At 59.4% G+C, this 26,244-nt stretch carries 20 protein-coding genes and 1 pseudogene; 5 read left to right on the forward strand and 16 right to left on the reverse strand.

Features of this window, described 5'->3' with window-relative positions; translation table 11 throughout:
• Positions 1–18: 18 nt before the first annotated feature.
• From ACQY47_RS27115 to ACQY47_RS27145, 7 genes and pseudogenes are all read right to left on the reverse strand, one after another.
• Positions 19–702 carry an EboA domain-containing protein gene (locus ACQY47_RS27115; protein WP_428553457.1) on the reverse strand — a complete coding sequence of 228 codons (684 nt, stop codon included), beginning with the start codon at positions 700–702 and terminating at the stop codon, positions 19–21.
• Positions 699–1,568, reverse strand: a complete 870-nt coding sequence (locus tag ACQY47_RS27120; RefSeq protein WP_186617701.1) for a UbiA family prenyltransferase — start codon at positions 1,566–1,568, stop codon at positions 699–701. Before ACQY47_RS27120 ends, ACQY47_RS27115 begins: the two co-directional genes overlap by 4 nt.
• Positions 1,569–1,573: 5 nt before the next feature.
• Positions 1,574–3,439 (reverse strand): 3-dehydroquinate synthase, encoded by a 1,866-nt coding sequence (locus ACQY47_RS27125; protein WP_428553460.1) that lies wholly within the window; start codon positions 3,437–3,439, stop codon positions 1,574–1,576.
• A 511-nt stretch (positions 3,440–3,950) separates the two neighbouring features.
• Entirely contained in the window at positions 3,951–4,259 is a 309-nt protein-coding gene (locus ACQY47_RS27130; protein WP_056861838.1) for a DUF6124 family protein, read from the reverse strand.
• Between the two features lie 461 nt (positions 4,260–4,720).
• A pseudogene (locus ACQY47_RS27135) lies at positions 4,721–4,864 on the reverse strand (DUF6124 family protein); the annotation flags it as partial.
• 3 nt (positions 4,865–4,867) lie between these two features.
• Positions 4,868–5,134 carry an acyl-CoA-binding protein gene (locus tag ACQY47_RS27140; protein ID WP_428553463.1) on the reverse strand — a complete coding sequence of 89 codons (267 nt, stop codon included), beginning with the start codon at positions 5,132–5,134 and terminating at the stop codon, positions 4,868–4,870.
• Between the two features lie 152 nt (positions 5,135–5,286).
• Positions 5,287–6,225, reverse strand: a complete 939-nt coding sequence (locus tag ACQY47_RS27145) for a LysR family transcriptional regulator (protein WP_428553466.1) — start codon at positions 6,223–6,225, stop codon at positions 5,287–5,289.
• A gap of 109 nt (positions 6,226–6,334) precedes the next feature.
• On the opposite strand from ACQY47_RS27145, the gene ACQY47_RS27150 reads away from it, so the two are divergent.
• Positions 6,335–7,834, forward strand: a complete 1,500-nt coding sequence (locus ACQY47_RS27150; RefSeq protein ID WP_428553469.1) for a CoA-acylating methylmalonate-semialdehyde dehydrogenase — start codon at positions 6,335–6,337, stop codon at positions 7,832–7,834.
• Positions 7,835–7,957: 123 nt separating this feature from the next.
• On the opposite strand, the gene ACQY47_RS27155 is transcribed toward ACQY47_RS27150, so the two are convergent.
• A complete protein-coding gene (locus ACQY47_RS27155; protein WP_428553472.1) occupies positions 7,958–8,269 on the reverse strand; it encodes a DUF6124 family protein in 312 nt (103 codons plus the stop codon).
• Between the two features lie 337 nt (positions 8,270–8,606).
• Here ACQY47_RS27155 and ACQY47_RS27160 point away from each other — a divergent pair, with 337 nt between their 5' ends.
• Positions 8,607–11,171 (forward strand): hypothetical protein, encoded by a 2,565-nt coding sequence (locus tag ACQY47_RS27160; protein ID WP_186617603.1) that lies wholly within the window; start codon positions 8,607–8,609, stop codon positions 11,169–11,171.
• Positions 11,172–11,368: 197 nt separating this feature from the next.
• Here the strand turns inward: ACQY47_RS27160 and ACQY47_RS27165 are convergent, their stop codons facing one another.
• The 4 genes from ACQY47_RS27165 to xylA form a co-directional block, all read right to left on the reverse strand.
• Positions 11,369–12,505, reverse strand: coding sequence for a sugar ABC transporter permease (locus ACQY47_RS27165; RefSeq protein ID WP_428553476.1), 1,137 nt, complete (start codon positions 12,503–12,505; stop codon positions 11,369–11,371).
• A complete protein-coding gene (xylG, locus tag ACQY47_RS27170; protein ID WP_428553479.1) occupies positions 12,506–14,050 on the reverse strand; it encodes a D-xylose ABC transporter ATP-binding protein in 1,545 nt (514 codons plus the stop codon).
• 5 nt (positions 14,051–14,055) lie between these two features.
• On the reverse strand, positions 14,056–15,057 hold the full coding sequence (gene xylF / locus ACQY47_RS27175) for a D-xylose ABC transporter substrate-binding protein (RefSeq protein WP_428553482.1): 1,002 nt from the start codon (positions 15,055–15,057) through the stop codon (positions 14,056–14,058).
• A 242-nt stretch (positions 15,058–15,299) separates the two neighbouring features.
• Positions 15,300–16,616, reverse strand: a complete 1,317-nt coding sequence (gene xylA, locus ACQY47_RS27180) for a xylose isomerase (protein ID WP_428553485.1) — start codon at positions 16,614–16,616, stop codon at positions 15,300–15,302.
• A 139-nt stretch (positions 16,617–16,755) separates the two neighbouring features.
• Between xylA and ACQY47_RS27185 the strand changes: the two genes are divergently transcribed.
• Complete coding sequence (locus ACQY47_RS27185; RefSeq protein WP_428553488.1) at positions 16,756–17,937, forward strand: XylR family transcriptional regulator; 1,182 nt, start codon at positions 16,756–16,758, stop codon at positions 17,935–17,937.
• Between the two features lie 131 nt (positions 17,938–18,068).
• On the opposite strand, the gene ACQY47_RS27190 is transcribed toward ACQY47_RS27185, so the two are convergent.
• From ACQY47_RS27190 to ACQY47_RS27205, 4 genes are all read right to left on the reverse strand, one after another.
• A complete protein-coding gene (locus ACQY47_RS27190; RefSeq protein ID WP_428553491.1) occupies positions 18,069–19,334 on the reverse strand; it encodes a carbohydrate porin in 1,266 nt (421 codons plus the stop codon).
• Positions 19,335–19,406: 72 nt separating this feature from the next.
• Positions 19,407–21,815, reverse strand: a complete 2,409-nt coding sequence (locus ACQY47_RS27195) for a glucose/quinate/shikimate family membrane-bound PQQ-dependent dehydrogenase (RefSeq protein ID WP_236462288.1) — start codon at positions 21,813–21,815, stop codon at positions 19,407–19,409.
• Between the two features lie 312 nt (positions 21,816–22,127).
• On the reverse strand, positions 22,128–23,018 hold the full coding sequence (locus tag ACQY47_RS27200; RefSeq protein ID WP_428553495.1) for a proline iminopeptidase-family hydrolase: 891 nt from the start codon (positions 23,016–23,018) through the stop codon (positions 22,128–22,130).
• Positions 23,019–23,119: 101 nt separating this feature from the next.
• A complete protein-coding gene (locus tag ACQY47_RS27205; protein WP_236447563.1) occupies positions 23,120–23,995 on the reverse strand; it encodes a bestrophin family protein in 876 nt (291 codons plus the stop codon).
• A 324-nt stretch (positions 23,996–24,319) separates the two neighbouring features.
• On the opposite strand from ACQY47_RS27205, the gene ACQY47_RS27210 reads away from it, so the two are divergent.
• Positions 24,320–25,210 carry a hypothetical protein gene (locus ACQY47_RS27210; RefSeq protein WP_017136524.1) on the forward strand — a complete coding sequence of 297 codons (891 nt, stop codon included), beginning with the start codon at positions 24,320–24,322 and terminating at the stop codon, positions 25,208–25,210.
• Entirely contained in the window at positions 25,200–26,240 is a 1,041-nt protein-coding gene (locus ACQY47_RS27215) for a GGDEF domain-containing protein (RefSeq protein WP_428553500.1), read from the forward strand. Before ACQY47_RS27210 ends, ACQY47_RS27215 begins: the two co-directional genes overlap by 11 nt.
• The last annotated feature ends 4 nt before the right edge of the window (positions 26,241–26,244 follow it).

Here is a 26,244-nt window from a genome sequence, read left to right on the forward strand (position 1 = left end):
AAGGGAAGGCGATGTGCATCAGTTCAGGTAGGCGTGCCATTCGGGCGGCAGGCGCAGGCCGCGCAAGCGCTGTAGTTGCGCCGGGCTGAGCAGGTCAAAGGCGATGGCTTTGGGCAAACCAGGGGAGACGGTGCGCGAGGCCGCGAGCTGTTCGTCGAGCAGGTCGAGGGCGAGCTGGTTGAGGGTCACGCTGTGGTGTTGCGCCAGGTTCACCAGGCGCCCGATGTCGAGGCCCATGCCGAGCGCCTTGAGCACCAACTGGTGAAAGGCGCGTTCCGGGTAATGACGTGATGGGTAGGCGGTGTCGAGAGCGAGCGCGGCAAACACCTGCGGGTTACTGGTGCGTCCGGCCTGCAACGCCAGTTCCAGGCACATCCCGTCGCGGTCGAGCCAGTCGAGGGCGCTGAGCAGGGCGATTTTTTCCTGGTCATCGCCCCACAGGAACAGTTGGCGCAGCAGCGGCAGTTGATCGTCTGCCGGCGTGTGTTCCAGCGCCTTGGCTATCACCAGTGCCCGGGCTGGCGCGACAACGGCGGCAGGCAACTGGCGTTTGCACTGGCCGCTCAGCAGCGCCGCGGTGGCGGCATGCGGTTGTTCTTCAAGCTGTGCATGTGCCTGCAACCACCAATGCAGTTGCGTGGCATCCAGCTGTTGAGTGAGGCTCAAGCGAAGGTCGGCGAGGTTATCCGGGCGCATGTTCATGTCGGCTTGATCCAACGCTGAAAGTGGGGAAGCAGGAAAAACACCAGCACACACACCAGGCTGCCCAATGGCTGATTGGCCACCGCCAGCACCAGTGCATCGAACAACGGCAGCGCGGCCAAACCTGCGCCGATAAACGCGCGCACCTGGCGCTGTTGCGGGTGGGCCAGGTGTTTCCAGTAATGCCAGCCCAACCAGCCCAGCCACAGCAGCAATACCGGCCAGAACCACAGGTTGTTGGAGTAGAGCGCCAGGGCCAGCGGGCTGAGCATCAACAGCAGCGGCAGGCGGCTGATCAGTTGGTTGCGGTGCTCCTGGCGGGCCAGGTAGGTCAGGCCGCTGATGTACACGCCAAGCAGCATCGCGCACAGCCAGATCGGCTCCGGCGGCACCGCCAGGCTGGCGGCGGCGGTGAGGTACAGCGCCGAGCGGCAGGCGCCCATCAGCCACACGCTGTGCGCATATTTTTTGTGCAGCAGGTTGTAGCCGAAGATGCAGCCCACCAGCAGCACCACGCCGCCGAGCAACCAATGCGGCGTGTCGATCAAGCGGCTCAGGCCCAGCACCGCCGCTGCCGCGAGTACCAGCAGCAAGGTTGTGGCCAGGCCGACTTGCTGACGGCTGGCAAGTCCCAGGGTAATGGGGCGCGGGTTGTGGTGTTGCTCGTCCCAGTCGGCATCCAGCAGGTCATTCAAGAACATGCCGGCCAGGTACAGCAGCGACAAGGTGGTCAACAGCAGCACCCACACCAGCGAGGAGGGCGGCGCCAGGGCCCCGGCACTGCTGGCGAGCAGGGCGGCGGCCAGGGTGTTGGTCCACACCGTCGGCAGGTTGGACACGCGGCCGAGGGTCATCCAGGTTTTCATCGGGCTCATCGCGCGTAGCCCTCGGTGGCCGCCAGTGCCGGGCTGCTGTGGGCCGCCAGCCGTTGCAGCGCCGTTTGCATTTTTGCGCTGTCGATTGCATGCAGGTCCACCGATTGGCCGATGCAGGTGAGCATGGGGATCGACAGTTGCCCGCCCAAGTGCTGGCGAAATTCCTCCAGGCCGAGCAACAGCGGTGAGCGGCCCTGTGCGTCGGTCACACTCAGTTCCGGCGGGCACAGGTTGAAGCCCAACGTGTGCAGCAGGCTCATCACCCGCTCAGTTTCGGAATCGCTCAACAGACCCAGTGCGTTCGCGTAAAGCCCATCCAGCGCCATGCCCACGGCTACTGCTTCGCCATGGCGCAGCCGGTGGTGGCTAAGGTTTTCCAGTTTGTGCGCGGCCCAATGCCCATAATCCAGCGGGCGGCCGTTACCGCGCTCGAACGGGTCACCGGCGCCGGTGATATGCCCCAGGTGCAGCTCGGCGCAACGGCGAATCGCGTAGCGGCTGGCCGCGTGGTCGAAGTGGGCGAGGGCGCTGGCATTGGCTTCCATCCACTCGAAGAACGCGGCGTCCTTGATCAGCGCCACTTTCACCGCCTCGGCCAGCCCGGCGATCTGGTCGCGGCGGGTGAGGCTGGTGAGCAACTGGAAGTCGTTGATCACTGCGGTGGCGGGGTAGAACGCGCCGAGCAGGTTCTTCTGGCCAAAGGCATTGATGCCGTTTTTGACGCCGATACCGGCATCGTTCTGGGCCAGCACTGTGCTGGGGATGCGGATCAGCCGGATGCCGCGGTGGAAGGTCGCGCAGGCGTAACCCACCGAATCCAGCACCGCGCCGCCGCCCAGGGCGAGCACGTAGCAATGCCGGTCCAGGCCGTGTTGCAGCATGTCGCTGTAGAGCTGCTGCAACACCTCTGAGGTTTTACTCAATTCACCGGCCGGTACGGCGATGGGCGCGGCGAGCAACTGCAGATCGGCATGGGCCGCGAAGTAGGCGTCGATCTGGTCGCGCAACGCGGGCGCGCTGTGCAGTAGTTGCTCGTCGGCGAACACCATCACTGTCACCTGGCCGCTGTGCGCTGCGGTGAGTTGCTGGTGCAAGCATGGGTTGTGCGGGTCGAACAGGTGGTCGGTGAAGATCACCGGGTAGTCATAAGCGACCGTGAACCGCCCACGCAGAGGCTGATCCCCACTTGGCTTGCGTTTGAGCAGGCTGTAAATCGCCACAAACGCCAGCGGCAACACCATGCTGGCCAGCACCGTGACCAGCAATGAATTCTGCTCGATCAGGAAGGTGCCGATGGCCGTATAGGCCAGCGCCAGGCCGGCATTGGCCAAAGTGGTGATCAGCAAAAAGGCCCGCAGCGGGTAGCGCTGCATCCCGGCGGCCACCACCGAGGTTTCCGCCAGCACCGGTACACCGCGCAGGCAAATCAACGACAGCGTGCCCAAGCGGTACGCCAACTGCTCGGGCGAGCGCTGATGCAAGCCAAGGCGGCCGGACAGCAAACGAAAATAACCGGCGCCCAACACATACCCCAAGCCTGCACCCAGGCACAGACCGATAAAAATCACCAGGTAACCGCCAATGCTGCCGAGCATGGCCACCGCCAGCAACGCCACCATGCTCGACGGCACCGGCAGCACCACGTCCAGCGCGAGCAGGGCGACCAGCAGCAGTGCCAGGTTGAACGCCTGGGCAGGCGAGGACGGTTGGTACAGGTTGAGGTGAATCAGGAAGTCTTGGATCTGTTGTTCAAACAACAGAAAGCTGGCAATCACCAGCGCAGAAAAGCACACCAATGACAGCCAAAAATGTTCGGCTGGCGCCTTTTTCGAGCATGCACGATACCACCGGCTGCGCTTCATCAAAGCATCCCTTTTGAGTATTGAGACTTAAGTTCCGTGTCTGTGTTTGCGCCGTTTTTAGAGCAATAAAACCCCTCACCTGGCTGGCAGGTTTTGTGCGTAATGGCTGATGGCTTTCACGGTATTCATGAACTTAGCCGGTTGTGGTTGATTTGCAAGTTTGTGCGAGAGGGCGTTAAAAAATGGCGTTTGGGTGGAGAGTGGATGGCGATAATTTTCCAATATTTACAATTAGTTGTATGGCTTTTTTGTCGGCGTCAAGAAGCTGTTGGTGATGAGCGCTGCAAGTAACAAGTTGATTACAAAATCGTGAGGTTTGTTATGTGAATTATTGCGGCTGGCTATAACAAGTTTATGCGCGCGTAGTTGTCGAGAACTATTCCGTTTAGTGGGTGCGACGATGGTCAATTGTGGGAGCTGGCTTGCCTGCGATAGCGGTGTATAAGTTAGAAAATCAGGTACAGATACACCGCCATCGCAGGCAAGCCAGCTTCCACATTTTTGACCGTGTTTAAGCCATTGCTTTTGCAGGTTTCAGGCACTCGATAGAGCGATCCACCGTGGTGCGGGCAAGCTCCAGCAAATGCCACACCGCCAGGATCTTCGCGCGTTCGGGGCTGGCGAGCATTTCACTGCAATTGAGCGTGGTGGCCGAAGCGCTGTCGAGCAGGCTGGCGGTGTAGAGCAAGGCGTCTTCAAAGCTCAGGTCTTCGATCACGCTGTGAACGCCGGGGGTGGGCAGGTAATGGTCGAGGGCGCGGTTGAAGGCGGCGCGGTCTTTGGCGCAATTGCGGGGTGGGTCGGGAACAATTTTCTTCATCGTTTAGTACCTGTCTGGTCAAGGAGCCGACACGCTTCGCGACTAAACGAGGGTGGCGGCTGTACGCAGGTTAGTCGACCGGTCAGAACAGGAACCCGGCGCGCCCGAAGGCGCCCTGCGCACAGCCACCATAAACTTCGGAGGACGATGCGCCTGTTCTGAAACCGGGCGACTAAACCCGATCACTGATGAGCAGTGACGGATCGCAGACTAGCCATCGATTCCAACAGGCACAAGGCGGCAGGGATTGTCTAGGAAACGTCCTGCAATTAAAAGGGACGCGCCTTGCTGGCCCTTTACAAACCATGTCGAAAGGCCACCGACTGATCAGCCACCTGGAGCAGCAGCCACAGATCTAATGTGGGAGCTGGCTTGCCTGCGATAACGGTGTATCAGTTAGAAAATCAGGTACAGATATACCGCCATCGCAGGCAAGCCAGCTCCCACATTTTTGACCGTGTTTAAGCCATTGCTTTTGCGGGTTTCAGGCACTCGATAGAGCGATCCATCGTGGTGCGGGCCAGCTCCAGCAAATGCCACACCGCCAGGATCTTCGCCCGTTCGGGGTTGGTGAGCATTTCACTGCAATTGAGCGTGGTGGCCGACCCTTATGAGGTGCGCTCTCGGTTGATCAGGCTATTCGCTAATTCGATATACTTTTCTTGGGCCTCACGTTGTGGGGTACCTTTTAGTTTGTTCCAAGCATCCCATTTAGCTTTTCCTGCAAAATCAGTGAAGCCAGGCCTTGTAGAGTCATTGTCACCCGCTGTGGATTGTTTGTATAACCCATACAGTTCAAGAAGTTCATCGTTGGCTGGACGATTTAATAATTGTTTGACCCCTTCCACTGCTGAGTCGAAATCTATAATGCTCATGGTGCCTTCAAGGTATTAAACCGGGTTAGGTGTGCGCTACAAATAGTAAGTGCCAGGCATAAACAATACGCCTGGTATAATTCACAGTTATCAATACCTGTTGGCTATAAGCGCCACGCTTAATGGCGCTGATTTATTCGCGCAACCTCGCCTCATCCCACAAACCTAAACCCATCCGACAGTTTGTCCTTCAGGTACCCTACCAACGCACTCACTGACTTCGGCACATGCGGTGAATACGGGCGGATCAAGTAGATCTCATCGGCAAATGCGCCCTTGAGTGTCCAGCCCTTGAGCACTTGCACCAACGTGCCGCTGGCCAGCGCCGCTTGTGCGCTGAAATCCGGGAGCAGGGCGATGCCCAGGTGGTTGAGCGCAGAGTCGCGCAGGGCTTCGCTGTTGTTGGTGGAAAAACTGCCGGCGATGGGCACGGTGACGCGTTCGACTTTTTTGCCGCCGCGCTCGAATGTCCAGGCCGGCTGGTCGGCGCCGCGTGGGTAGTAGAGGCAGTTGTGGGCACTGAGGTCGTTGGGCTCGCGGGGTTCGCCATGACGCTGCAGGTAGTCCTGGGTGGCGACCAGCACCGAGCCGGTGTCGCACAACTTCCAGGCCACGTGGGTTTCTGGCACCTGGAAACCGTGGCGCACCGCCAGGTCGTAACCTTCGGCTGTCAGTGAACTCAGGGCATCCGACACGTCCAGTTGAATACGCACTTGCGGGTATTGCTGCAGGAATTCCGACAGATGCGGCACCAACTGCTGCCGGGCAAACGCCACCGGCGCGGTGAGGCGCACCAGCCCGCGAATCTCTCCGGCCGAGTCGCGCACCGACGAGAAACTGCGGGCGATATGTTCGTAGGCGCTGCGCACTTCGCGGGTCAACGACAGCCCCGCATCGGTAAGCCGCACACTGCGCGTGGTGCGGGTGACCAGGCGGGTGCCGGTGGCCTTTTCCAGGTCCGAGATGCGCTGGCTGACCGCCGACTTGCTCACCCCCAGACGCGCGGCGGCGGCGGTGTAGGTGCCTTGCTCTTCGAGCACCGACAACCAGTGAATATGGGTCCACAGCCCTTCGATCTCGGATTTTTCCATGGTTCTATTGTTCGCTCAAAAGGACAATAAGTTCAGGATTCTGCTCTGGTTTGGAACAAACTGAAAGCCTATCGTGTGCCTCAACGCTACCCACCTGGGATCACCTGCCATGACCAGTACGATCGAGCACTACATCAACGACCAACGCGCGAGCCGCGATGATCGCTATCAAGACGTCTACAACCCAGCCACCGGCGAAATCACCGGCCGCGTCGCCCTGGCCAGCCGCCAGACCGTCGGTGAAGCCGTCGCCGCTGCCCAGGCCGCGTTCGCCAGTTGGGCCGACACACCGCCGATCCGCCGCGCTCGCGTCTTGTTCGAGTACCTGCACTTGCTGCGTGAACGCAAGGACGACCTGGCGCGCATCATCGTCGCCGAGCACGGCAAAGTCTTCACCGATGCCCAGGGTGAAGTTGACCGTGGCATCGATATTCTGGAATTCGCCTGCGGCATTCCCAACCTGCTCAAGGGCGAGCATTCCGACCAGGTTTCCCGTGGTATGGACAACTGGACGATGCGCCAACCCTTGGGTGTTGTAGCGGGCGTCACGCCGTTTAACTTCCCGGTGATGGTGCCGATGTGGATGTACCCGATTGCCATTGCGGCGGGCAACACCTTTATCCTCAAGCCAAGCCCGACCGACCCGAGCGCCTCGCTGTTCATGGCCGAGTTGCTGCGTGAAGCCGGCCTGCCCAAAGGCGTGTTCAACGTGGTGCAGGGCGATAAAGAATCGGTGGATGCACTGCTCGAACACCCGGACGTCAGGGCCGTGAGCTTTGTCGGCTCCACGCCGATTGCGCAATACATCTACGAAACCGGCGCGCGCAACGGCAAGCGCGTACAAGGCCTGGGCGGCGCGAAAAACCACATGGTGGTGATGCCCGACGCCGATATCGAAAAAACCGTGGATGCGCTGATGGGTGCCGCCTACGGCAGTGCCGGCGAGCGCTGCATGGCGATTTCCGTCGCCGTGTTGGTAGGCGATGTGGGTGACAAAGTCATCGCTTCCTTGACCGAGCGTGCCAAGCAATTGCGCATCACCGACGGCCGCGATTTGAAGGCTGAAATGGGCCCGATCGTGTCGCGTGCTGCGCTGGAGCGTATCAGTGGCTACATCGAACAAGGCGTGCAAGCCGGCGCGCAATTGCTGCTCGACGGGCGTGATTACGTGCCAACCGAGGCAGGCTTGGAAAACGGCTTCTGGCTCGGCGCGACCTTGTTCGACCACGTGACGAAAGACATGAGCATCTACCGCGAGGAAATCTTCGGCCCGGTGCTGGCCTGCGTGCGCGTGAATGACTTTGCCGAGGCGATCAAGCTGGTCAACGACCACGAATTCGGCAACGGCGTCAGCTGCTTTACCCGCGACGGCAACATCGCCCGCGAATTCGCCCGGCGCATCGAAGTGGGCATGGTCGGCATCAACGTGCCGATTCCGGTGCCGATGGCCTGGCACGGCTTTGGTGGCTGGAAGAAGAGTCTGTTTGGCGACATGCATGCCTACGGCACGGAAGGTGTGCGTTTTTACACCAAGCAGAAGTCGATCATGCAGCGCTGGTCGGAGAGCATCGAGCAAGGCGCGGAGTTTGCGATGCCGGTGTCCAAGTAACTTAAATACACCGTAGTTCACATGTGGGAGCTGGCTTGCCTGCGATAGCGATATCAGCACCAGATGGTCTGGCTGATACACCGCCATCGCTGGCAAGCCAGCTCCCACATTTTTTTACCGCATTTAAGCCATAGCCTTGGCGGGCTTCAGGCACTCAATGGAGCGATCCACCGTAGTCCTCGCCAGCTCGAGCAAATGCCACACCGCCAGAATCTTCGCCCGTTCGGGGCTGGCGAGCATTTCACTGCAATTGAGCGTGGTGGCCGAAGCGCTGTCGAGCAGGGCATCTTCGAAGCTCAGGTCTTCGATAACACTGCGAACGCCGGGGGTGGGTAGGTAATGGTCGATGGCGCGGTTGAAGGCGGCGCGGTCTTTGGCGGAATTGTCAGGTGGGTCGGGGACAATTTTTTCATCGTTTAGTACCTGTCTGATCAAGGAACCGACACGTCTTGCTGGCCCTTTACAAAGCATGACGACAGGCCACCCACCGAGCGTTCAACAGTCAAGTGCACCGATAGCCTGTCCTGTTCAACTTCCAAGCTGTGCGGTGCAAAAACAGCAGGTAACAAACGTGACTTCTATCGAAGGAACTCGTTCATTCTTCGGTACGACTCATCTGATTGCTGGTGTGGAAATAATGCCAAAGGGGCAAAAGTACACCCGGGACTGGCTCCCAACTTCATATGATTTGAACAGAGAGTGATAGTTGTTTAATTCACGTTCATGCTCAATGTTTTGGGGGGGGTAAATATTCTGAAAGGAGTATCCTGATATGAGTTTAAATATGTTTCCACTTATACAATCTGCGATAACGGTTGCTCTTGAACCAGAGGCCGGTACGCAGGGCTCTGGTAATGTTCAAACAGTTGGTTTCACAGCAGGCGGCATTGGTATCTCTCTCAGTTTTAAGCCAGAAACGACCGCTGCTCCCCTGTCACAAGATATTTTTAACAAGTCGCTCATTTATGGTGCAACCCACGTTACTGCGCCCACTGCGCCCACTGCGGCCTATAAGCTACCTGAGCGTATGCGGCGAATCGATGCCTATGCTGATCGTGTCGTTGCGGCGATCAACAATATAGAAAATGGCAGCGATGGCGAACGCAACGTCAAATTCCAGCAGGCTCGCCAATTTCTCGAACCGGCGGGCTACTTCAGTGGTGGGTTGCTGGCCGCAGGCTATGACCCTCATGAAAAAATCAACGTAACGTTCACCTCGTCAGTAAGGGAGCTTAACGGGGCCTCCCATGTGACCAATCAAAATATACGTACCTACTTTGCGTGGGAAATTGCCGCCGGTGCGCTTGCGCACGATAAAGTCGAGCGAGGCGGCACGGTCAACGTCCAATCTATGCATATTGAGCCCCAGGACAGAAGCAAGGTCGCGGATCTGGAGTCGATGGGCAACAAACTTCAGCGTCATTGGGAGCTTGAGATATCCCAGCCCATGCGCGACACGACGGGAGCATTGGCGCAGCGTTCAGGCAAAGCTGACGCCTATGCCGTACGGGGCACCTTGCAAAGCCTGGCCAATGACAAGGAAGGTTTCGAGCAGTTAAGCGAAGCCGCTCAAACGGCCGTGGGGCGCACGTTACGCAGGAACGGGCAGGTCATTGTGCCGAATATTTATGGCTACCCATTGGCAGGGTATGCCTTTGTTCCATTCTTAGAGTTTAAAGGCAATGTGGAAAGCAGACCCCATAAGGGTGTGATGATCGATTTGAAGAATGGCGGGGTCACCGAAATATGGGACGATCGGGACTTTGCCGGTTGGGCTAAAAAAAACCGTAATCATTTGCTGCGCAGTTTCAATGCCGGCGACAGGCAAGGCACCCAAGATGCGCATTGGCCCAAGGCGGGCGATGTGCTGGATAATTTAATTGCAGGCAACCATGCCACCTACCCTGGCTATCGAAGCCTCGTTAAAGATGAGGCTGTGCCCGTGTGGGAGACATTTAATTACACCGAGTCGCGCGACAGCGGATATCGGTTGAAATACGGCAACCTGGATACCGGTATTGCCGCTCACTACCAGGAGGTGAATGCTAAAAACGCGGTGTGGTCCGACCAAACTCAAGTGTTTGGTTCCTCGCAGCAAAACTGGAAGGCCGCAAAAGACCTTTGGGGCAATACCTTCGGTTATCTGCCTGGTGTCGGTAACGCGGGCAATATCGTCTTTGGTATCCATGACTCCATCTATGGCAAGACGTCATCCGATCGCCTTGGCGGCACTGCCGCAGCGGTGATTTCAAGCTTACAACTGGCGCACGAGGTTGCGCTGAGTGAGGGACTGCGTGGGGTAGCCAACGTCTCTGAGGTCTCAGCGCCCGGCAAAAATTACACATGGAGTCCGGACTCTTCGGAAAGCGACTTGGAACTGATGCGAACCCCCAGCGCTTCGCAAAATACCGCTGAAGTAGTTGTTGAATCACCGCCGACAGTAAACCCAACTACTGACGCACCTGCAACCTTTGCGCAGATGCGCGAAATTGAGTTTAGAGGGCAAAAGTACTTTGTCGCTGACACGCCTGATGGTGGGGATGGCGTGCATTATTTGTTGCGTAATCCAGACCCGGTTGATCCATCGAAGTGGGTGAGCAGTGGCATTATCGCGAAGCCCGATGAGGCGGGCGTTTGGCAACTCAGGAGCGTTGTGGGTGGTGGCGTCGAGTCAGCGTTCATTCCATTGGAATATGCCCAGGCAAGTGAAGCGCTGGACGCTGTTATTACTGAGCAAAGCAACGCAGCAGCACCCGTTACCCAAGCACAACGCCAAACCTTTGCAGACACACTGACGAAGCTCATTAGCGAAAGTAACGCAGAAGATTATGACGAGGTGGGGGAATATATAGATAAGGATAGCAATGCTATCAATGAATCGTTGCGAACGGGTGAACGCACCGTTGAGCTGGATATGTTCCTTGAAGAATTCGATGAGTTAAACAGTTTCGAAGGCAAAGCCTATCGTTCTGCTTTCGTCACGCCAGAGGGCGCTGAAAAGATCAAGAATGGCGTAGGTCAGGTGTTTAAAGACTCGGGTGTACAGTCTGCTTCGGCGACCGTCCGTAATGCCACTGAATGGGAAAGTTGGGCCACGGAGGAAGCAGAGGAGCGCGGTAACGCCACTCAACAGGTTGTGTATGTGTTTGATGAGTCGCTACCCAAAAAGAACTTATCCACCAGCTTTTTGCCTGACCATGTCGCCGTAGCACCAGGTGAGCCTATGCAAGTCCTGGCTGTCCAAGAGGCGGACAATAAGTTATTTGTCTACCTGTCCAAGCCCTCGAAGGTTCCCGAGTATACGTATAGCCTTTTTGACGGGAGCAGCATTGCTTGAACGCTAACAGCGCAGTAGCCACGCACACTGCGGCGGCGTCGGTGCCTGTGTTCACGTCACTCAAGTAAGCCGTCGATCCATAAAGGTCACTGGCTTGCTTGCGATAGCGGAGTGTCAGCTAACTGGCTGGCACTTTTACACCGCCATCGCAGGCAAGCCAGCTCCCACATTGGCGTTTGCCCGTACTTGCGAGCCCCTCAGCGGCGCCCCGCCCGCGTACTCACATCCACCCACACCGCCAGCACCAGAATGCTGCCCTTCACAATCATCTGCCAGTAGCTGTCCACGTCCAGCATCGACATGCCGTTATCCAGGCTGGTAATCACCAGCGCGCCGAGCAACGCGCCATACACCGTGCCTGAGCCGCCGCGCATGGAGGTGCCGCCGATAAAACACGCGGCAATCGCATCCAGTTCGCCCATATTGCCCGCCGACGGGGAACCCGCAGCCAGGCGCGCGGTGTTGACGAGGCCGGCGAGGGCGCACATCACGCCCATGATGCCGAAGATCCACAGCTTTACCGCCTGCACATTGATGCCCGACAGGCGTGTGGCTTCCATATTGCTGCCCACTGCGTACACGCGGCGGCCGAACACGGTCTGGCTGGTGACGTAGCTGAACACGCCGAGCAGCACCAGCAACAGCAACACCGGCACGGGGATGCCGTCGTAGCTGTTGAGGGTGGTGACGAACCCGGCCAGCACTGCGCCGATCACAGCCACGCGTAACAGGTCACGCACCAACGAATGCGCCGCCAGGCCATGCAGTGCACGGTTGCGCCGTTGTTTCCAGGTCAGCAACAAGGTCAGCGCGAACAGCAACACGCCCAGCCCCACACCGACGGCATGCGGCAAATACCCCTGGCCCACATACACCAGCGACGGCGACACCGGCGCAATGGTGGTGCCGCCGGTAATGCCGAGCAAAATCCCGCGAAACGCCAACATACCGCCCAGGCCGACAATGAACGAGGGGATGCGCAGGTAGGCGGTCATGTAGCCGTTGGCCAGGCCGATCATCAAACCGCACAGCGCCACCAGGCTGAGGTTGGCGAGCAGCGGAATGTGGTAGACCACGTCCAGAATCGCCGCCAGCCCGCCCAGTAACCCCAGCAGTGAACCCACCGACAAATCGATCTCGCCGCTGATGATCACCAGCACCATGCCGCACGCCAGGATCCCGGTGATCGACATCTGCCGCAGCAGGTTGGACAGGTTGCGCGGCGTGAGAAAGCCGCCTTCGGTCTGCCAACTGAAAAACACCCAGATGATCGCCACTGCGATCACCAGGGCGAGCATTTTGTAGCGGGTAAAAAGGTGTTTGACCTGGTTCATCTACGCGGTTTTCCCATTCTTATTGTGTTGGCTGAGCGCAGCGGCGAGCACCTGTTCCTGGGTGAGCCCCTGGTTGATGAAGTCTCCACGCAACTGGCCGTCGCCAATCACCAGCACGCGGTTGGAAACCCCCAGCACTTCGGCCAGTTCCGAGGAGACCATGATGATCGATACACCCTCGGCGGCCAGCGCGCCCATCAGTTTGTAGATCTCATACTTGGCGCCCACATCCACGCCGCGTGTGGGCTCGTCGAGGATCAGCACCCGTGGCTTGGCCATGAGCATTTTCGCCAGCACGGCCTTTTGCTGGTTGCCACCGGACAGGCTGGTGATCGGCAAAAACGGGCTGGCGGTCTTGAGGTGCAGGCGCGCGATTTGCTGGTCGATGCTGCCAAGCTCGGCCTCGGCGTCGATGCGGGTCATATGCGCGTAGCGGTCGAGCACCGCCAGGGTGATGTTCTGGCCCACGCCGAAGTCGGGGATGATGCCTTGGCGCTTGCGGTCCTCGGGCACCATGCACAGCCCGGCGCGGATCGATTTGAGCGGCGTGCGCGTGTCGATCAGTTGGCCGTTCAGCCACACCTCGGCGCTGTAGCGGCCGGGGTAGGCGCCGAACAAGGCCGACACCAGTTCCGTGCGCCCGGCACCGACCAGCCCGGCAATGCCGAGAATTTCCCCGCGCTTGAGCACGAAAGAAACATCGTCCACGCGTTTGCGCTTGGGGTTGTCGACGTCATAGCAAGTGACGTTGCGTGCCTCGAAAATCACCTCGCCAACTGCATGGGGCTCGGTGGGGTAAAGGTTGCTCATCTCGCGGCCGACCATCTGCGTGATGATCTGCGCGATATCCATGTCGGCCATGGCCGTGGTCGCGATGTGCTTGCCATCGCGAATCACTGCGATGGTGTCGCACACGGCCGCCACTTCATCGAGCTTGTGGGAGATGTATACGCAGGCCACGCCCTTGGCCTTGAGGCCTCGGATAATGTCGAGCAGTACCTCGATTTCCGAACGAGTCAGTGCCGAGGAGGGCTCGTCAAGAATCAACAGTCGCGCCTGTTTGTTCAGCGCCTTGGCGATTTCCACCAGTTGCTGGTAACCGCCGCCATACTGCGACACCGGCAGCGCCACATTCATGTCCGGCACCTTGAGTTCGCGCATCAGCGCTTCGGCGCGCTGCAGCATGGCCGGGTAGTTCATGCGCCCGCCGGGCAGGGTCAATTCGTGGCCCATGAAGATGTTTTCGGCCACCGACAAGTCCGGCACCAGGGTCAGTTCCTGGTGAATGATAACGATGCCGGCGGCCTCGGTTTCGCTGATGGAATGGGCTTTAAGCGGCTGCCCGTCCCAGAGTATTTCCCCTTCCCAGGTGCCATACGGGTAGACCGCCGACAGCACCTTCATCAAGGTGGATTTGCCGGCACCGTTTTCACCGCACAGGCCGACGCATTCCCCCGGCCGTACCTTGATATCGATGCCGTTCAGAGCGTTGACACCGCCAAACGTTTTGACGATGCCGTTCATTTGCAGCAAGTAGTCGGCCATGGCAGTCACTGCCCGGCAATCTGCTCTTTGGTATAGAAACCGTCCTTCTCCAACAGGTCGATATTGGCCTTGGTCAGCGGGGTTGGCGTGAGCAGGATGGTGTCGACTTTTTTGCTGCCATTATCGTATTGCGAGCTGTAGGTAGGTTTTTCATTACGCGCAAGCTGTACCGAGAGCTTGGCGGCTTCGGTGGCGATCAGCTTGAGAGGCTTGTACACGGTCATGGTCTGAGTGCCGTCGATCACGCGCTTGACGGCGGCGAGGTCGGCGTCCTGGCCGGAAATCGGCACCTTGCCCGCCAGCTTCTGCGCGGCCAGGGCCTGGATCGCGCCGCCGGCGGTGGCGTCGTTGGAGGCCACAATGGCATCGATCTTATTGTCGTTTCGGGTCAGGGCGTTTTCGACGATGCTCAGGGCTTCGGTGGGGTTCCATTCCTTGACCCATTGCTGGCCGACAATCTTGATATCGCCCTTGTCGATGGCCGGTTGCAGCACCTTCATCTGGCCTTCGCGCAGCACCTTGGCGTTGTTGTCGGTGGGCGCGCCGCCGAGCAAAAAGTAGTTGCCCTTGGGCGCCGCTTGCAGCACGCCGTTGGCCTGCATCTCGCCGACTTTTTCGTTATCGAAGGAAATGTAGGCGTCAATGTCGGCGTTGAGGATCAGGCGGTCATAGGACACCACCTTGATCCCGGCCTTCTTGGCCTCGGCGACGGCGTTGGTCAGCACGGTGGCGTTGAACGGCACGATGACGATCACGTCAACGCCGCGAGAGATGAGGTTTTCGATCTGCGAGATTTGCTTCTGCTCGTTGGCATCGGCCGACTGCACAAACACCTTGGCGTCGAGCTTTTCGGCGGCGGCGACAAAGTAGTCGCGGTCGCGGGACCAGCGCTCCAGGCGCAGGTCGTCAATGGAAAAGCCGATTTTCGGGTGGGCGGAGTCGGCCATCACCGGCAGGGCAAGCAGGGCCAGGGCAGTGGCGAGCAGGGAACGTTTGAATGCTTTCATGGTGGTGCGTCCTTTTATTGTTGTTGGAAAGACACTGACTTGATGAATGTACCGTACCTGTGGCGAGCGGGCTTGTGTGGCGAGCGGGCTTGCCCCGCGTTGGGCTGCGAAGCGGCCCTGAAACCAGGCGATGCGGTGTATCTGTTAAAACCGAGTTGCCAGTAACAGGGGCCGCTTCGCGCCCCAACGCGGGGCAAGCCCGCTCGCCACAGAGGCCCGCTCGCCACAAAATCAGCAGGCGGTCAGGTGTAGATAAACCGGTTGACCACGCCTTCGAGCATCTCCTGACGGCCACTCACAGCCTGCGGGTTCAGCTCATGGGCAAACGCGTGCTCGGCCAACGATGCCAGGCTGAACTCACCGGCCAGCACCGCCTCGCCCAAGGGCTGCTGCCAGCCGGCATAACGCTGGTCCTTGAACTGCTGCAATCGGTCGTTTTGCACCATGGCCGCCGCACGCTCCAGAGACAGGGCCAGCACATCCATGGCGGCGACATGCCCGTGGAACAGGTCAACCTCATCCAGGCTCTGGCGGCGCACCTTGGAGTCAAAATTGTAGCCGCCGTTCTTGAAGCCCCCGGCCTTGAGGATTTCATAGGTGGCCAGGGTCATCTCCTCGACACTGTTGGGGAACTGGTCGGTGTCCCAGCCGTTCTGCGGGTCGCCGCGGTTGGCGTCGATACTGCCGAAAATCCCCAGGGACACGGCGGTGGAAATTTCATGGTGAAAACTGTGCCCGGCCAGGGTGGCGTGGTTGGCCTCGATATTCACTTTGATCTCGTGTTCCAGGCCGAACTCATGCAGGAAGCCGAACACCGTGGCGCTGTCGTAATCGTACTGGTGTTTGGTCGGCTCCTGGGGCTTGGGTTCGATCAGCAGGTCACCCTTAAAGCCGATCTTGTACTTGTGCTCCACCACCATGCGCATAAATCGCCCGAGCTGTTCGCGCTCGCGCTTGAGGTCGGTGTTGAGCAGGGTTTCATAGCCTTCGCGACCGCCCCACAGCACGTAGTTGGCACCTTTGAGGCGCTGGGTGGCGTTCATCGCGCTGAACACTTGAGCGGCCGCGTAGGCGAATACCTCGGGGTCCGGGTTGCTGGCGGCGCCAGCGGCAAAGCGTGGGTGGCTGAAGCAGTTGGCGGTGCCCCACAGCAACTGGATACCGGTTTGTTCCTGATGGCGCTCAAGGTGGTCGACCATCTGCGCGAAGTGGTTGCGGTATTCCTTGAGTGAGCTGCCCTCGGGCGCCACATCGGTGTCGTGAAAGCTGTAGTAATCAATGCCCAGTTTGGAGAAAAACTCGAACGCCGCTTCAGCCTTGCCGATGGCCACGTCCATCGGCTCGCCGCTGCGCTGCCACGGGCGCTTGAAGGTGCCCATGCCGAACATGTCCGCCCCCGGCCACACGAAGGTGTGCCAGTAGCAGGCGGCCATGCGCAGGTGTTCACGCATGAGCTTGCCGAGGATCAGTTTGTTGGCATTGTAATGGCGAAAGGCGAGAGGGGCGTCGCTGCTGGGGCCTTCGAAGCGAACCTTCTCGACACCTGGGAAGTACGGCATGGCGTTTTCCTTATTGTTCTTGGCGGTGCCCCGATACTAGCAACGGCATCGGGACTGCCGATTATGAAAATCACCAAGACGTAGTGCGATTTTGACCAGCCAGGGCTAGTCTGTAGCGACCGGCCCCAGGATAAAAACAATGAAAACCCTACCGCCCGTGCACCGCATTGCCCTGTTGTTCAACGGCAGCAAAATCTACGATCGCGGCATCATCACCGGCATCGGCAATTACCTGAGCAGCACGCGTGTGTCCTGGGACTTGTTCCTGGAGGAAGACTTTTTGTGCCGTTTAAGAGGCATCGAGCGCTGGCAGGGCGACGGCATCATTGCCGACTTCGATGACCCGCTGATCGGTGAGGCGCTGGCCGATATTCATTTGCCGGTGGTGGCAGTGGGCGGCTCCTATCAGGATGCACGCGCCTACCCCAAGGGCATTCCCTATGTGGCCACCGATAACCATGCACTGATCAAGTTGGCGTACGAACATTTGATTGAGGCGGGGCTGACCCGCTTTGCCTGCTTCAGCTTGCCCGAAGCCCAGGCCAACCGCTGGGCGCAGGAGCGCGAGAAAGCCTTTCGCCGCCTGATGCAACGCGATGGTTTGCAGGTTGAGGTTTACCGTGGGCTGGGCACCAGTGCGCCGCTGTGGGACAGCGCGGTGGAGCAGCAGATCGCCTGGCTGCAAGCCTTGCCCAAGCCCATCGGCATCATCGCCGTCACCGACGCCCGCGCCCGGCAATTGCTGCAAGCCTGCCTCACTGCCGGCATCGCCGTGCCGGAACAGGTCGCGTTGATCGGCATCGACAACGACCCGCTGACCCGCACGCTTACGCGCGTGCCGCTCAGCTCGGTCATCCAGGGTACCGAGACCATGGGCCGCACGGCCGCCGCGCTGCTGCACCAGATGTTGCACGGCAAACCCTGTGCGGGCACGCAGATTTTGGTGCCGCCGGATGCAATCAATGTGCAGGCCTCCAGCCTGCATCAACCGTTGGGCAATCCGTATGTGATGCAGGCGTTGCTGTTTATTCGCCAATACGCCTGCCAGGGCATCAAGACCGCGCAGGTGGCGGCGTATGTGGGGGTGTCGCGTTCATCCCTGGAGTCGCACTTTCGCAAGGTGCGTGGGTGCAGCGTGCATGACGAGATTCTGCGCTTCAAACTTGCGGCGGCGGCCAAAAGCCTGGAAAACCACGCGCTGGCGATCGCCGACATTGCCCAGGGTTGCGGCTTCAAATCGGCGCAGTACCTGCATACAGTGTTTCGGCGAGAGTTTGGCTGTACGCCGCGCGAGTACCAGCATGGCGCAATTACACCGTAGAACAACTGTGGGAGCTGGCTTGTCGGGTCGCCGCATCGCTGCGATTGCGGTGTGTCAGCGCCAGGTGTTCTGACTGACACTGCGCTATCGCAGGCAAGCCAGCTCCCACATTTTCGACGGTGTTCAGGCTTTTAGAATACGGCTTTGACCTGCAACCCCAGTACCAGCGCGTTATCGATGCTCTCACCGGAGAACGCCCCAGGCTCGATGATGTATTGCACATCCGGGCGCAGCGTCAGCCACGGCGTGGCCTGGTAGCCATAACTGAGTTCGATCAATTGCTCGGCATTGTTCAGGTTGGGGTAGTCCGTCCCCGCATTGAACGCCGCCAATTCCTGCACGTCACGGCTGCGTGGGTTGGGCACCGCACGGCCATAACCCAAGGCGATTGTGTCGCGTGGGCGGCCTTCAAACGGCTTGTACAGCACCACGCCCGCGCCATACCACTTGCTGAACGGCGAGGCGGCTTCGCTGGCGGCCGAGTATTGGCCGAAAGCGTGCAGCACACGGCCTGCGGATGTGCTGGAGGCCCAGACGGCCTGGTCGATCAGCAGGTAGTGGCCGTCACGACCGTTGACATCTTTGTTGCTGCCGATGCGCTTCACATTGGAGCTGTCGTAGTAATAGCCCAGCTTGTACTCACCCGGCAGCGTGCCCGCATGTTTGTACACCAGCTCGATCGGCACCACGGTGCCGGTGGTGTGTTTGGGGTCCAGGCGCCAGGCGCGGCTGGAGTTGCCGTTGCTGTCGGGGTCGACATTGAATGCCGCCACACGCAGCTGCCAGTTTGGCGAAAAGTCGTATTTCACCCGCGCACCCAGGCGTGCATTCGGGTAGTTGGTCCAGCCGCTGCCGCCGGACATGTTCAGCGGGTGCCCGCAGAAACCGGCGTTCATGAAGTTGCACAGGATGCCGCTGTCGAGGCCGCCGAGGTCGTTGCCCATCGCCATGTAACCGAGCTTGATGTTCAGCGCGGGCGTGAACAGCGTGCGCTCATAGCTCAGCTCGGTGAGACGGGTGTAGAGGCCGCCGTAGTTTTCCTGGATCGGCAGGCGGTTGCCTACCAGGTCTTCGGAGGCGCTGTTGCCGCGCCGGTCGTTGATGGTCAGCTGAATGCGGTCGCCGTTGGTGAAGCCGTAGAGCTTGCCGAGGTCGAACTGCACACCGAGCTTGATGTTTTGCGAGTAGCGCGCCGAGCGGTGTTGGCCGCCGTCGGCGTTGTAGGCGGTCTCGCCGCTGTAGTCGCCGGTGAAGCGGATGCCTTGCTCGTCGAGTTCACGGCGCAGGCCGCCCCAGTCGCCGGTCAGGGTAGTGTCGTCGGCTTGAACGGGCAGGGCGGCAGCCAAAGCCAGGCCCAGCGCCAGGCGGCCGAAGGGCATAGGAGAAGTGAGGGTCATGCGGGGTCTTCCAAACGGCATGTATAGAAAGGCGCGCGCGGTGCAGGAGAGCACCGCGCGAACAGAGGGGCGTTACGGCAGGGCGTAGGCGATTACGTAGTCGCCACGGTCAGTGGACTGGCGAGCACCGCCGGCGGTGATGACGATGTATTGCTTACCGGTTTTTGGCGACACATAGGTCATCGGGCCGCCCTGGCTGCCCACTGGCAGGCGGGCTTTCCAGACTTCATCACCGTTGCCGCTGTTGAAGGCGCGCAGGTAGAAGTCCTGGGTGCCGGCGATAAAGATCAGCCCGCCCTGGGTCGACAAGGTGCCGCCCAGCGTCGGCAGGCCGACCTTGATCGGCAGGTGCATGCGGATGCCCAGCGGGCCGGTGTCCTCAACAGTGCCCACCGGCACTTGCCAGGCGATCTGCTGAGTCTTCATGTCGATGGCGGTCAGGGTGCCGAACGGCGGCGCCTGGCACGGGATGCCAGCCACGGACAGGAAGCGGTTTTTGTTCACCGCATACGGCGTGCCCTTGAGCGGCACGGCGCCCATGCCGGTGTTCAGCGCTTCACCACCGGACGCGGCCTGGGCCTTGTTCTGCGACGGCACCATCTGGATCCACAGGCCCAGGCGCATGTCATTGACGAAGATAAAGCCGTGCACCGGGTCGGTGGAAATACTGCCCCAGTTCATGCCGCCCAGAGAGCCCGGGAAACTCAGCGATTTATCCGTGCCCGGTGCGGTGTACAACCCTTCGTAGCGCATGCCCTTGAAGTCGATACGGCACAGCAATTGGTCGAACGGCGTGGCGCCCCACATGTCCGATTCGGTCAGCGTCTGCGCGCCGATCTGCGGCATGCCCACCGATTTAGGCTGGGTCAGCGAGTAAGGCTCGTTGGGGATGTTGGCGGCCTTGACCGGTACTTCCTTCACGTCGGTCAGCGGCTTGCCGGTGGCGCGGTCGAGCACATAGATCTGCCCGGCCTTGGTGCCGATCACCACCGCCGGTACGGCCTTGTCGCTGCCCGGCGGGGTGAAGTCGATCAGGCTCGGCTGCATCGGCAGGTCGAAGTCCCACAGGTCATTGTGGACGGTCTGGTACACCCACTTTTCTGCACCGGTGGAGGCGTCCAGCGCCAGCACCGAAGCGCCGTATTTGTGGTTCAGTTGGGTACGTTCAACGCCGTAGATGTCGGTGGACGAGCTGCCCATCGGCAGGAAGACCGTGTTCATCAGCGGGTCATAAGACATCGGTGCCCAGCTGTTCGGCGTGCTGCGTACATAAGTGCTGCCGGCTGCCGGGGCTTGCTTGTCTTCGGGGTTGCCCGGGTCGAAGGCCCAGCGCATCTGGCCGCTGATCACGTCGAAGCCGCGGATCACACCGCCGGGCATATCGGTTTGCACGTTATCTGCCACGCGGCCGCCAACCACCACGGTGGTGCCGGCGATCAAGGGCGCAGAGGACAGCTGGTAGTAGCTGTCCGGTACATTGCCCAGGCCGGCCTTGAGGTCCACCTGGCCGTGGGTGCCGAAGTCTTCGCAGAACTTGCCGGTGTCGGCATCCACTGCGATCAGGCGTGCATCAATGGTGTTGGTCAGCAAGCGGCGCTGGCATTGCGCGCCGGCCGGTACGCTGGCAGCAATGATCGGCGAGCTGTTTGGCTGGGTGGGCTGGGCAATCGGCGCAGTGGCATCGAAATACGCCATGCCACGGCAACGCTGCCAGACCGCCGATTTGGCGTTGACTTCGTTCTTCCACAGCTCTTTGCCGGTGTCGGCATCCAGGGCGATCAGGTTGTTGTGCGGGGTGCAGATGAATACCTTGTTGCCGATCTGCAGGGGCGTCAGTTGGTCTTCGGCACCGTTGCCGTCGCTGATCGCCACGTCGCCGGTGTGGTAGGTCCACGCCACTTTGAGTTTATTGACGGTGTCGCGGTTGATCTGATCCAGCGCCGCAAAACGGCTGCCACCTTCGGTGTTCCCGTAATGCGCCCAGTCCTTCTGCGCATCGGCGGCGGCCACTGGCGTGACGCCAGGGCCTTTGCCGGTGGGCGCAACGCTTGGGTGTGCAACGAACATATTGCCCGCCGCCACCGCTACGCCGACTGCCAGCACGGCGGCAACGCCATAGGCGCCACGCGCCGGTCGGCCGGCCAGCAGCGGATACACCAGCGCCACCACCAGGCCGATCACGGCAAACATGAACAGCCGCGAGAACAGCGGCCAGTACACCAGGCCCACGTCCGCAATCGCCCACACGGCGGTGCCAACCAGGAACGCGGCGAACAGCCAGGCGCCCGCGGGCTTGCGCCGTGCGATCAACATGCCGGAAACGGCCATGGCCACGCCACCGACCAGGAAGTACCAGGAACCGCCCAGGCTGACCAGCTTGGCGCCGCCCACAGCCAGCGCTACGCCGAGCAGGGCGATAACCACGCCCAGGCCCAGCAGGAGAAATCTAGAGGCGCCAGCGGCGCGCGATGCTCTTTTCATGTCGACAGACTCGAAGGTGAGAGGGCAAAGACGCGATTTTAGCAATATAAGTAACCAGTTAGTACATTGTGCTGCGTAATAGTCTTTTACAAATGTGGGTACAACAGCAAAACCCTGGTTCGCAGGGCGCCGATGCGAACACAGATGTCCCCAGCGACAAAAACCAACTGTGGGAGCTGGCTTGCCTGCGATGCAGACACCTCGGTACATCAGGTACACCCAGTTGATGTCATCGCAGGCAAGCCAGCTCCCACACCAGCCCCATTCCACATTGGCTTTAGTGTAGAGCGTCAGCCACAAAGCTCAATTTGGCTATTGCTCCACGTGCGCCAGAAACACCCCCACACACGCCATGCACGCCTCACGTTCCTCGACATGCGGCATATGGCTCGACTGCTCAAAAATCTGCCAGCGCACGTCGCGGATGCCATCGGCAAACGGCTGTACCGTGGCGGGTGTGGCTTCATCAAAGCGCCCGGAGATCAACAACGTCGGCACCTGGATGCGTGGCAGTCGCTCGATGATGCTCCAGTTGCGCAGGCTGCCGATCACGTGGAATTCAGTGGGGCCGTTCATGGTGTGATAAACGGTCGGGTCGTCTTCGATGGCGGCATTGGTGCGCAGCACTTCGGCGGGCTCCGGCTGGACGCGGCAGACGTGGCGGGCGTAATACACATCCGAGGCTGCGCGGTACTCGGCGCTGTCAGTGGTGCCTGCCGCCTCATGGCGCAGCAGGGTGGCCTGCACTTCGGTGGGCAATGCCTGGCGCAGCTCATTCGCGGCGGCGCACCACAGGTCCATGGAGGCGGGCGAATTGGCGATGATCAATGCCTTTAAGCCGGCGGGTTGGCGTACCGCGTGTTCAGCCCCAAGCATGCCGCCCCAGGACTGGCCCAGCAGCGCGTAGTCGCTGATGTCCAAATGCTCGATCAGGTTGTCCAGTTCCGCCAGGAACAACGCCACGTTCCAGAAGTCAGCAGATGCGTCGCGCAGGTGAGTGGAGCGGCCATTGCCCAACTGGTCGTAGTGCACCACCGCGCGCCCTGTGTCGGCCAGGTCCTTGAAACTGTCGACGTAGTCATGGGTGCAGCCGGGGCCGCCGTGCGCGACGATCAAGGGCAAGCGCCCGGAACTCAAATCGCCAGTGACCCGGAACCATGTCCGGTAGCCACGGAAATCGGCATAACCTTCGCGAACCTGCATGCTGTGTGCCTCCTTGGATAGATGCGCTACAGGCTAGTCAAAACCGCGCGTCAGGGGCACTGGTAAAAATGATAGGTTCTTGAATTAAAAGCACCCTGGGCTTAAGCCAGCGCATCCCGCTGCATCGACTGCAGGTTCTTCTCGATGGTTTCGCAGATGGTTTCCATCTGGATCTGATGTTCGCTGGAATGAAACGGGCTTTGCAGGTCGGTGCCGATGCGTTCGATCGCCAGCAGCATAAACCCCACTACCGTTGACGCCAGCGGGGTGAACCAGCCCAGGGACTCCACCAGGCCCACTGGTACGATCAGGCAAAACAGCGAGATAAACAGCCGAGGGAAATATACGTAAGGGTAGGGCAGCGGCGTATTGGCGATACGTTCCATGCCGCCCTGGGCGTTGGACAGGTCTACCAGGGTCGACTCCAGTCGCGCCAGGCGAATACTGTCCATGTGCCCGGCCTTGTATTCGCGGGCCAATAACGTCGCTGATCCGGTGAGGATGTCATTGGCAAAGTTGTTGGTGGCGCCATTGCGCGCAAACTCTTCGGCGGGGATAAACGCACGTACTTCATCCGGGCACGGGCGGCCCTTGAGGTGCGCCGCCAGGCAATTCACATAGGCCACATGGCGGCGCAACAGGGTGGCCTTGACCGGGTTTACCTCGCCCTCGGGGTCATCCAGCAGTGTCAGCACCTGGCGGGCGAAACTGCGCGAGTTATTCACCATCGCGCCCCACAACGTGCGTGCTTCCCACCAGCGGTTATAGGCACTGCTGTTACGAAAGCTGATCAACACCACCAGCGCCGACCCCAGCAGGGTCAGCGGCATCAGCGGCAAGTTGATCTTGGTGGTCAGGAACAACATGAAATCGACCGTGACGGCCACATCCCACAACAACAGCCAGAACAAGGCCCAACCCACATAGCCCATGGTTTTGATAATCAGGCGGTACTTTTTGATGATGGCGGCTTTCAAGCGAGGACCTCACGGCGAGCAATGGGCAATAAATACCCTAGCTCGGACGCCCGGGGGCGGTGAAAGGTTCGCGGTCATATTTCTGGCGCCATTTATTGGCTCTGCTTCACACGCAATCTTTGCACTGCTATTTCAAGCAAGTTCACCGCTTGCGCGTTAGCAAATAGCCCAGGAAGTGCAGTTGGAACAACTTTGGTAATGATGCTGTGCCACGCGGCAATCACTGTACATTGACCCCAAAGGCAAAGCGCCATCAGGGGCCGTTTTACGACGTGATTTGTTTTGGGACCTGACTACGTGAACTTTGTAGTCTAGATCAGTGGGATGAAGTTGGTTGATCAGGGTTCTTTCATGCGTGTCAGTTCGTTAAAGTTGGATATCGGTAATACTGCACAAGCACTTGAACGTCATGAGGACTTTGAATCTTGTATTCGGGCACATTATCAGGTGCTTCTTGGCCCTTACTCGAAACGCCCGTTTTTCTACAAAAGTGCAATGAAATACAGCCGTTTGATGGTCTCATTTGCACTGTTCAGCGAGTACTTTTCCAAACCGACAGCCTTGCTTTGCGAGGTGAAAGCCTTTTGTGTGGCGCGGGGGTATTGCTCAAGAAACAGCCTGGAGTCGATCTTCCTGCTGTTTCGGGCGCTGGGGTTCATGGTGGTCGACGCACACCCGGAGGACAGCCGGTTCAGGGTGTATGCGCCCTCGGATGAAGCCTGCCGGGAAGTGCGGCTGATGCTGACGTCCATTACCGACTCACTGGCGCTGATGTGCCCTGAGAAGGAGCGTTTTCGCACAATGCGCGAGATGGACGACCGCAGTTTTCTAGCCCTTTATTTCAAAGGCTTCGCTCAGATCCTGGCCGACGAAATGACCGTTGATGTGTTGCTGCCCGACTGTTTTTGGCTGGTGAAGAAAGATGCAGGCCATTTGTTGATGCTGGCGATATATAACGATGCCTTTTCACCGGAAAACGAGCGCATGACCTTCAAATCGTCATCTTATCTTGCGCTCGCCCAGCAGCTGTCGGTATCAAAAACCCATATTATTAGAATGGTCCGGGAGGGTGTCGAGAAGGGCTATTTCAAAGTGCATGCGAAAAAACAGCTGGAAGTGCTGCCGGCTTTTGTTTGCCTGGTAAGACGGTTTATGGCGTTTTCATTTGCGGTTGGCCTGCACGCGGTTGAAAGAGGGGAAAGGGATGCCTGCTAATTTGAAGTTAAGGCCACGGATGCGCCGGTTACTGTCGCCAGCGGTCACCCAGGCCGAGTTAATCGGGATTATTGCCTGGCTCGGGGTGTTGTTGATTCATCCGGACATGCAGCTGGATATATATCTGGTGGCGATCAGCCTGTGCCTGATGGCGGTGTGTCGACTGCACCATATGACCCCCCACTTTTACCTGTGGCGTGCGCTCGGGGTTGTGTATGTCGTGCTACTGTCCGTGGGGTTTGCCTATGTCATCAGCGCGCATGGAGAGTTGCGCCTGTTTGGCTTGCCGCTGGCGGTTATCCTGGTGATCAGCAGCGCCATCCTGTTTATCAGTGTGCAGGATTATCTGGTCTGCGCCACGTTGGTCTGGTTGATTTTATGGCCGTGCATCCAGGCGGACATTTACGGCGATGCCCAGGTCTATCTGTATATTTTTTGCGTCGCGTCGGTGGCCATCGGTTTTATCCTGAGTTTTTCCTATTTGAAGAACCTGCGCTCGGTGTTGCTGGTAGAAAGTGAGTTTCGCGAGCTGGCAGAGACGGATTACCTGACCTCCATTCTCAACCGGCGCGCCTTCATGCAGGGCTTTGACGCGTTGATCGCCAGCGGCCACAGCGGCTATTTCATGATGTTGGATATCGACAGTTTCAAACTCAAAAATGACCGGTATGGCCACGATGTGGGCGACAGCATTCTTTGTGCCATGGCCACCTGCCTGAAAACCGCCAAAGGCAGCCACAGTTTCGGCAGGATCGGCGGCGAAGAATTCGGCGTGCTGCTGTTGGGCGACGACCCGGCTGTCGCCTGTGAGTTCGCACGGGATTTGTTGCAGGCTATCCGGCACAGTGTGGCGGCGCCGCACAATTACACGTGCAGCGCGGGAATGGCGCGGTTTTCGGCGGGGGACGAGATGTCGGCAGTGCTTAAGGACGCTGACCGCAACCTGTATGGCGCCAAGCAAAATGGCAAGGACCGGGCCTATCTGGAGGGCAGGCCGATTAATCCGCACGGGTGCGCAGTCGCCCAATGAGTGC

Source organism: Pseudomonas edaphica (genome assembly GCF_965277385.1).
Lineage (GTDB): Bacteria > Pseudomonadota > Gammaproteobacteria > Pseudomonadales > Pseudomonadaceae > Aquipseudomonas > Aquipseudomonas edaphica.

What these genes read in the sequence shown, in the direction of transcription:
- ACQY47_RS27115 (WP_428553457.1), bottom strand. Translation starts at nt 702, where the DNA reads ATGAACATGCGCCCGGATAACCTCGCCGACCTTCGCTTGAGCCTCACT.
- ACQY47_RS27120 (WP_186617701.1), bottom strand. Translation starts at nt 1,568, where the DNA reads ATGAAAACCTGGATGACCCTCGGCCGCGTGTCCAACCTGCCGACGGTG.
- ACQY47_RS27125 (WP_428553460.1), bottom strand. Translation starts at nt 3,439, where the DNA reads ATGAAGCGCAGCCGGTGGTATCGTGCATGCTCGAAAAAGGCGCCAGCC.
- ACQY47_RS27130 (WP_056861838.1), bottom strand. Translation starts at nt 4,259, where the DNA reads ATGAAGAAAATTGTTCCCGACCCACCCCGCAATTGCGCCAAAGACCGC.
- ACQY47_RS27140 (WP_428553463.1), bottom strand. Translation starts at nt 5,134, where the DNA reads ATGAGCATTATAGATTTCGACTCAGCAGTGGAAGGGGTCAAACAATTA.
- ACQY47_RS27145 (WP_428553466.1), bottom strand. Translation starts at nt 6,225, where the DNA reads ATGGAAAAATCCGAGATCGAAGGGCTGTGGACCCATATTCACTGGTTG.
- ACQY47_RS27150 (WP_428553469.1), top strand. Translation starts at nt 6,335, where the DNA reads ATGACCAGTACGATCGAGCACTACATCAACGACCAACGCGCGAGCCGC.
- ACQY47_RS27160 (WP_186617603.1), top strand. Translation starts at nt 8,607, where the DNA reads ATGAGTTTAAATATGTTTCCACTTATACAATCTGCGATAACGGTTGCT.
- ACQY47_RS27165 (WP_428553476.1), bottom strand. Translation starts at nt 12,505, where the DNA reads ATGAACCAGGTCAAACACCTTTTTACCCGCTACAAAATGCTCGCCCTG.
- xylG (WP_428553479.1), bottom strand. Translation starts at nt 14,050, where the DNA reads ATGGCCGACTACTTGCTGCAAATGAACGGCATCGTCAAAACGTTTGGC.
- xylF (WP_428553482.1), bottom strand. Translation starts at nt 15,057, where the DNA reads ATGAAAGCATTCAAACGTTCCCTGCTCGCCACTGCCCTGGCCCTGCTT.
- xylA (WP_428553485.1), bottom strand. Translation starts at nt 16,616, where the DNA reads ATGCCGTACTTCCCAGGTGTCGAGAAGGTTCGCTTCGAAGGCCCCAGC.
- ACQY47_RS27185 (WP_428553488.1), top strand. Translation starts at nt 16,756, where the DNA reads ATGAAAACCCTACCGCCCGTGCACCGCATTGCCCTGTTGTTCAACGGC.
- ACQY47_RS27190 (WP_428553491.1), bottom strand. Translation starts at nt 19,334, where the DNA reads ATGACCCTCACTTCTCCTATGCCCTTCGGCCGCCTGGCGCTGGGCCTG.
- ACQY47_RS27195 (WP_236462288.1), bottom strand. Translation starts at nt 21,815, where the DNA reads ATGAAAAGAGCATCGCGCGCCGCTGGCGCCTCTAGATTTCTCCTGCTG.
- ACQY47_RS27200 (WP_428553495.1), bottom strand. Translation starts at nt 23,018, where the DNA reads ATGCAGGTTCGCGAAGGTTATGCCGATTTCCGTGGCTACCGGACATGG.
- ACQY47_RS27210 (WP_017136524.1), top strand. Translation starts at nt 24,320, where the DNA reads ATGAAGTTGGTTGATCAGGGTTCTTTCATGCGTGTCAGTTCGTTAAAG.
- ACQY47_RS27215 (WP_428553500.1), top strand. Translation starts at nt 25,200, where the DNA reads ATGCCTGCTAATTTGAAGTTAAGGCCACGGATGCGCCGGTTACTGTCG.